Source organism: Bacillus sp. JJ1764, assembly GCF_036962145.1.
Classification (GTDB): Bacteria; Bacillota; Bacilli; order Bacillales; family Cytobacillaceae; genus Neobacillus.
This window is the reverse complement of the sequence record NZ_JBALNY010000190.1, coordinates 4,399-9,851: the sequence shown is the minus strand read 5'-3', so window position 1 is coordinate 9,851 and position 5,453 is coordinate 4,399. Positions and strand designations below refer to the sequence as shown.

General features: G+C 34.5%; 5 protein-coding genes. All 5 read right to left on the bottom strand.

Going from position 1 to position 5,453, the window contains the following annotated elements; genetic code table 11:
• Window positions 1–304: 304 nt before the first annotated feature.
• A complete protein-coding gene (locus V7083_RS21035; protein ID WP_335481651.1) occupies window positions 305–1,897 on the bottom strand; it encodes a recombinase family protein in 1,593 nt (530 codons plus the stop codon).
• A gap of 238 nt (window positions 1,898–2,135) precedes the next feature.
• On the bottom strand, window positions 2,136–3,605 hold the full coding sequence (locus V7083_RS21030; RefSeq protein WP_335481648.1) for a recombinase family protein: 1,470 nt from the start codon (window positions 3,603–3,605) through the stop codon (window positions 2,136–2,138).
• Window positions 3,602–5,011 carry a recombinase family protein gene (locus tag V7083_RS21025; RefSeq protein WP_335481645.1) on the bottom strand — a complete coding sequence of 470 codons (1,410 nt, stop codon included), beginning with the start codon at window positions 5,009–5,011 and terminating at the stop codon, window positions 3,602–3,604. The genes V7083_RS21030 and V7083_RS21025 overlap by 4 nt, the downstream gene beginning before the upstream one ends.
• Window positions 4,995–5,174: a hypothetical protein gene (locus V7083_RS21020; protein WP_335481642.1), complete on the bottom strand. Its 180-nt coding sequence runs from the start codon at window positions 5,172–5,174 to the stop codon at window positions 4,995–4,997. Before V7083_RS21020 ends, V7083_RS21025 begins: the two co-directional genes overlap by 17 nt.
• A gap of 65 nt (window positions 5,175–5,239) precedes the next feature.
• Window positions 5,240–5,371 (bottom strand): hypothetical protein, encoded by a 132-nt coding sequence (locus tag V7083_RS21015; protein WP_335481639.1) that lies wholly within the window; start codon window positions 5,369–5,371, stop codon window positions 5,240–5,242.
• Window positions 5,372–5,453 lie beyond the last annotated feature (82 nt).

Here is a 5,453-nt window from a genome sequence, read left to right as displayed (position 1 = left end):
AGAATCAACTATTAGAGTAGAAAAAACTAGAGAAGCGGTTCTTGGTGAAAAAAAAGAAATTGAAAAATAACATTCATCCATTTATTGCTACATTGTTTCTTTATTCTTAATGAAAGTCCACTTAAAGAAAGAGCTTTTCTATCTAAACTCAATATAATAATTGAATTTGGTAAAGGGAAAATACTCTAAAAAAGTTGATAAATCCAACAACATCCCTTTGTGTTATCAATTACAGTCCAAACACGTGGAGTGTATCTCGCAACTCATTTTAAAAGAAGGCAACTAACCCTTTCGGGCGTTGCCTTTAAGATTCCTGAAAAGGATTTACGAAATTGTAATGGATCCTGATATCACCTTGGCTGTTGCAAGTTATTCTTTCGACAAGGGAATGTAGAACTTGAGGAGTTAGTTCCGTAAGGGAAAGGAACTCCTTTAGTTTGCTTCCCAAGTCGAAGGTGTAATTTTCACCTTCACACTCTTTAAGCTTCTCTTGAAGGTCGTTTAATGCTTGATTTAGTTCTTTAACACTTTGATCTGACAGCTCTTTATATTCAACTAAGTCTTCCTTAGATATTAGATTATCTGTATACAAATTTACATAATCCAATTTTCTCTTTCGTAAATCCTTTAAGTGTTTTTCGACTTTTTCTATCTCATTTTTAATCTGCCGCTTCTTAGTGCTCAATTTATTTTGTAAAGTTTCCAAAAGGGACTCGTTTTTAAATGATTTAAAAAGTTCTTTTAAGTCATTATGAATTATATTCTTAAGTTCCTTCTCCCGTACAACTACTTGATTTACGCAAAAGGTATCGCCGTGTTTAATATTTCCGCCGCACCGGTAACCTCTTTGGTTGCCCTTATACCACATTCCTTTTTCGCACTCTTCACAAAATAATAAGTTTGTAAAAAGATGCTTTTTAGGGGCAGTATTAACACGGGTTCGGTGTTGCAGCATTTTTTCAACGGAATTAAAAGTTTCTTTTGAAATAATCGCTTCGTGAGTATCCTGATGAGAAATGAATTGTTCCTTATCAAATTCTCTTCTTTTAGTACTGGTAACCGAAATTGTTTCCGTTCGGTTTTGTACAAGGTCACCTGTATAATGACGATTATTTAAAATATTTTTAACCGTTGATGCGTGCCACAGACTTGAAGCATTTGACTTTCCTGCAACTTGTGAGGGTGTAGGAATCCTTTCAGACGTCAATGACTTAGCTATTGAGTCCATTCCTTTACCTTCAAGATAGTTGCTGAATATCCTGCGGACAATTTCAGGAGTTTCATCATCTCTAATTTTCAGGATTCCCTTTTCGCTTTTATATCCGTATGGAGGATTTGAACCAATGAAAAGTCCTCGTTCTGATTTTGCTTTTTTGGCTTCTTTATTTCTAAAGCTGCTAGTGGCAGACTCAGTTTCATACAACCAAGCAAATAAACCGAAATTTTTATCATTTCCTTCCAGGGTATTAATGGAATTATCAAGACAAATGATGTGTAGGTTATGCTCCAAAATAGTGTCTTTCAACTCGTAGGATAAGCGGCCATTCCTAGCAAGTCGTGATAGTTCTTTTGCCAAGATTAAATCGTATTTTCCGGCCTTTCCGTCCGCGATTAATTTCTTAAGACCCGGACGATTTTCCTTTGTTCCTGATTTCTTATCGGTGTAAATTTCAACGATTTCCCAACCCCTTTGAGCAGCAAAATGACGGAAAATATCTATTTGATTTTCAATGGACGTTTTTTGAGAATCGAGCTCGGTCGAAACCCGAGCATAAATTGCACATCTCAATGTACGATCACCACCAATAGGGTATTTGTAGTATTGAGATGTTGGTGGGTTTATGTACATAGTATTGACCATATTTTCAGGATATAAAGGCGATTGTGTGTATGTCATTTTGATTTGCTCCTTAATTTAAGTTTGTTAGGTATAATTTTCGGTTCTTTGTCCATACTGATGATGACTTTTCGGTTTTGTATCCAGAATGGTATACCAATCTGGATAAAGTACCGAACAAGTCTTAGATGAAACCCCTAGTAATAGGGGTTCTAGTTAAACAATCATTTGACAGAGTTTCTGAAAGAGAAATATGTTCGGTTCTTTGTCCAAAGATACTCTTCTTAGTTTCGGTACTTCATCCAAAAGGTGAATCAATCAGATTGGAGAAAATATTCGATTTAAAACGTATTTGGGGTTCCTTGTCATTCGAAAGAATTAGGCACTCCACAAAATACAATATTATTAGTCGTTTTTCGTCTGAACCTAATTGATGGTCAAGAATTTCATTAAATCTTGGAAAGAACTGATTAGTTTCCACAAGGTTATAAGTTGTCTTTAAAGATTCTTTGCAACTCGTGCACTCTTTTAATGAATCTTTGTATTGTTGAATGAAATCAAATATTTTAAGCTCAAGTTCTCGATCTTGGAGGTCTTTCGCTAACTTAAATTTTTTCTCGAGTTTTTGTAGCAGATGATTCTTGGTCTCAATTTTTTGTTCAACTTTCATCATCATTTCGTTTATAGAAGCTAATGTCATAGATATTATTTGGTTTGTTGAAATTAACTCCTTTACACGAATTAGTATTTCTGGGATAAATCTGCTGTGTACTTCTTGAATGTCAACTTTATATCCGCAACTTTTACATACATAGTAATGATAGTCGTATTTGAATCCATTTCTTTTAGTAGAGCCATTCTGTGTGCTTAAAGGCTGATCGCAATCTCTGCATTTCACTTTGTTTAAAAATAAAAAAGGTGTATCTATCCGACCAAATGTTTTTTGCAGATGATTATTTTGCTGAATTAATTGAAGATGGAATTTGTTAATAATAGGTTGATGTGATTTTTCAAAAATGAATTTCTTTTGCCCATCATCTTTTCTCTTATGTACATCCCAGATTAACTTGCCTGTATAAACTTGGTTTTTGAGTATGTTTTCAACTGTACTAGACCGCCATATTCCGCCTTTAGGTGAAGGAATCTCTGCTTCATTTAAGATTGTGGCTATTTTTTGTAAAGATTTCCCCCAGCTAGAGAGAAAATAAATGAAGGATACAATATCTGCATTTTCATTTGGTTCCAATTGTTTGTTTATTTGGTTATATCCAAAGGGAGTTGTTGATCCAGGTCTAAATGTTTCTTCGTTTTCTAAATCAGCAGTTAAGTTACCTACTGCACGTTCTGATTTTACTTCCGATTCGTGTTGGAATAATAAGAATTTCATTTTGATACTAATGTCTTCCGGATCAAGAGGTTTATTTGAATCCGTAGTGTAGACCTCAAGTTCCGGCAGTTTTTCTAGCATAGGGCGGTAAAAATCAATCGTGAATGAATAACCAGTACGATCCATTCGAGAAATATCGTGGAAAATAACGGTCGGTATATTCATTTCAACCATTTTTTCCGCCATTTTCATTAATTGTTTTCGTTGAGCTGCACGTTTGGAATAAGCACTAGTAACGTCTTCAATGAAAATTAGTTCATTAGGGACAGAAAGGTTATTCCGTTTTGCGAATTCCTGAATATGCTGTTTCTGAATTTCAACACTGTTATTATCTTGTTGCTTATAGGAGGAACGGCGTATATAAGCAAATGATAATTTCAAAGTAATTCATCTCCTTTAAAAACGTATAGATTCTTAAAATCTTGGAGATAGTCAAATTTACTAACCACAATGTTTACCTCACTCGGATAAATATATAATTTCTTGATAAGCATCGAAGTAAGAAAAAAGGAATTTGCTTGCCTACATTTATGTAAATAATCTTTTACTAGCCTCGCTAAGTTCTCATTTTCTAATAACAGGACTCTTTTTTCTTCAATTTGTTTAAGGAAATTCCTTTGCAAGTTTTCTAGTCTAGTCAATTCAACGTAGTAAGAGTTTTCTCTCCAATTGCTAAAATCATTTGTCTCAAAAATGATTTTTTCCATCAAGTTGTGTTTTTTTATTTCTAATGCTTTCAGTTCTTTCTCAGTATTTTTGCGGATTAAATTGTAAAAGTGCTTTGAATCTTTAAGAAGTTGTTCTGTATCTAACCGCTCAATTATTCTCTCCAAAGAATTTTCTATAATAAGGAATAAATCTTCATTTGCTATAAATGTTTTTGGATGATTACGTGAGCAGGAATACCAAGCTTTTTGATCCGGGACATTAAAGTGAAATTTCATTGGCATTCTACAAATGCCGCAACAAACACCAAAGACGTTCTGATTTTTTAGAGACTGTTCCATCTCCTTATAGGATAAAATTACGGTATTATTTGCTTGTAACTGTTGGAATTCTTCATAGCTAAGGTAAGGATCAACGTGTGAAAGTTTGTTCTTTCCAGTGGTCAGGTCATAACCGGCATAAAAAGGATCCTGCGCAATTTTTAATAACCGATTTGGAGTGGTTTTGAGAATTTTATTAAATTCTTTTAAAGTTTGTTCTAAATCTTTGTGTGTTGTAACTTCTCTGATTGCCGAAAAATATAAGAGTAAAGCATCCTTTTTCGCTGGGTCCTTACTATATTGTTTGGTCTCTTTTTGCTTTATATATCCAAGTTTGCGAGGAGGATATCTTTTCCGGGCTTCTTCGGTTCTCCTAGCAATGTTTTTTCCCTCAACATCACTCACAATGTTCATTACACCTTCAAGAAGTGTGCTATCTGTTGCCTGCTGACCGTTCCCCGATGATGTTAAGAAAATCTTCACTTTATGTTTTTTACACAGTGAAATAAAATAGGTTGACTCATAAAAGTCCCGGAACAATCTTGAACGATCAAAGGCATAGATAGTATCGACTTGATCATTAATTATCAATTGAATAAGTTTTTTCATTTGTGGCCGTTTCTCAATATCGAGTTTGTTAGCAGAAACGCCATCCTCATTCATAATCAATATCTCATCGGGGATGTAATTCTCTCGGTATATAGCATCAGCAGACTCCTGCATAGCTAAATCTTGGTTAATGGTGCTCACCCTTCGAAAAAAGACCTTATACTTGTTTTTGTTTTTAATTGTTTGAACCATTGTTGATTCTTTCCTTTACGTTGTTTTGATAAAGTAACTTCGCCTGGAGCCGATGAGGTACATCTAATTGCTCAACAATGATTCGCTGGATTAAATGCTGCATCCAAATATCAGCTACAGGATTCATCTCAGATTCCGTTTGTATATTAATTTTCTTCCGCATAAACACACCTCCGCATTTCATCTTTGACAGAAAGCGGTGGGTTTTATACGGTTAAACTTAAATAGTTATGATTCCTGATCGTCAAATTCCAAGTCAAATCTGAGTTGTACAGATTCTTCTGTATCTGAGCGCTTAACAAGTATTTGGATTATTCCTTTCTCCTGACCTGGGAAATATCTAATGTTATTTTCTTTCATTGTTTGTCCCCCCAGATTTATAGGCTAGAAATTGTTCTAGTAAGAAGGGTGATAAGTAGCCTTCCACCTGAAGCCTTATTAA

What these genes read in the sequence shown, in the direction of transcription:
- V7083_RS21035 (WP_335481651.1), bottom strand. Translation starts at nt 1,897, where the DNA reads ATGACATACACACAATCGCCTTTATATCCTGAAAATATGGTCAATACT.
- V7083_RS21025 (WP_335481645.1), bottom strand. Translation starts at nt 5,011, where the DNA reads ATGGTTCAAACAATTAAAAACAAAAACAAGTATAAGGTCTTTTTTCGA.
- V7083_RS21020 (WP_335481642.1), bottom strand. Translation starts at nt 5,174, where the DNA reads ATGCGGAAGAAAATTAATATACAAACGGAATCTGAGATGAATCCTGTA.
- V7083_RS21015 (WP_335481639.1), bottom strand. Translation starts at nt 5,371, where the DNA reads ATGAAAGAAAATAACATTAGATATTTCCCAGGTCAGGAGAAAGGAATA.